The sequence below is a fragment of the Stenotrophomonas sp. MH181796 genome (genome assembly GCF_009659995.1).
In the GTDB taxonomy this organism is placed as follows: domain Bacteria; phylum Pseudomonadota; class Gammaproteobacteria; order Xanthomonadales; family Xanthomonadaceae; genus Stenotrophomonas; species Stenotrophomonas riyadhensis.
Genome location: NZ_RAHU01000031.1, coordinates 1 through 326 on the forward strand (window position 1 = coordinate 1; position 326 = coordinate 326).

The following is a 326-nucleotide window of genomic DNA, read 5'->3' on the forward strand; positions in this document are numbered from 1 at the left end:
GATGCCGTGCTGGCGGGTAACGGCGTGCGGCTCGGGACCACCTCCGTGCAGGGAACACTGCAGGTGAACAGCACCGGAGCGATCACGCAGTCTGCTGCGCTGCAGGTGACAGGCAACAGCCGCTTCCAGGCGGGTTCGGACATCACCCTGGACCAGGCCGGCAATCGTTTCGACGGCAGCGTGGGACTGGACGGTGGCAACGTGGCTGTCACCACCAGCGGCGGTCTGCTGCTGGACAGGGTGTCCGCCAGCGGCAATCTGGATGCACGCGCTGGCAGCGCCGGTGTTTCCCAGCAGGCGGCAGTCCAGGTCGGCGGCCGCAGCGA

The 326-nt window shown here is 68.4% G+C and carries 1 protein-coding gene; it reads left to right on the forward strand.

From position 1 onward, the window contains the following. Positions 1-63: 63 nt before the first annotated feature. The coding region (locus D5301_RS23980; protein WP_153857085.1) for a hypothetical protein at positions 64-326 on the forward strand (263 nt) is incomplete at its 3' end.